Raw genomic sequence first — 246 nt, forward strand, 5'->3', positions numbered from 1 at the left:
TTGGCACAGTTCCTATTTACCAAGCACTGGAAAAAGTAAACGGTGTAGCGGAGGACTTAACCTGGGAGATTTTTCGCGATACGCTCATTGAGCAAGCTGAACAAGGCGTCGATTACTTTACTATTCATGCCGGTGTGCTACTGCGTTACGTACCCATGACCGCAAAACGAGTAACCGGTATTGTATCGCGCGGTGGCTCTATTATGGCAAAGTGGTGTTTAGCGCATCATAAAGAAAACTTTTTAT

At 45.1% G+C, this 246-nt stretch carries 1 protein-coding gene; it reads left to right on the top strand.

The features are described 5' to 3' along the window. Nucleotides 1–246, top strand: a 246-nt coding sequence (locus AAEY62_RS24085; protein ID WP_350636989.1) for a phosphomethylpyrimidine synthase ThiC, incomplete at both ends; no start/stop codon positions are given.

This window comes from Pseudoalteromonas sp. GW168-MNA-CIBAN-0100 (assembly GCF_040309225.1).
Lineage (GTDB): Bacteria > Pseudomonadota > Gammaproteobacteria > Enterobacterales > Alteromonadaceae > Pseudoalteromonas > Pseudoalteromonas arctica.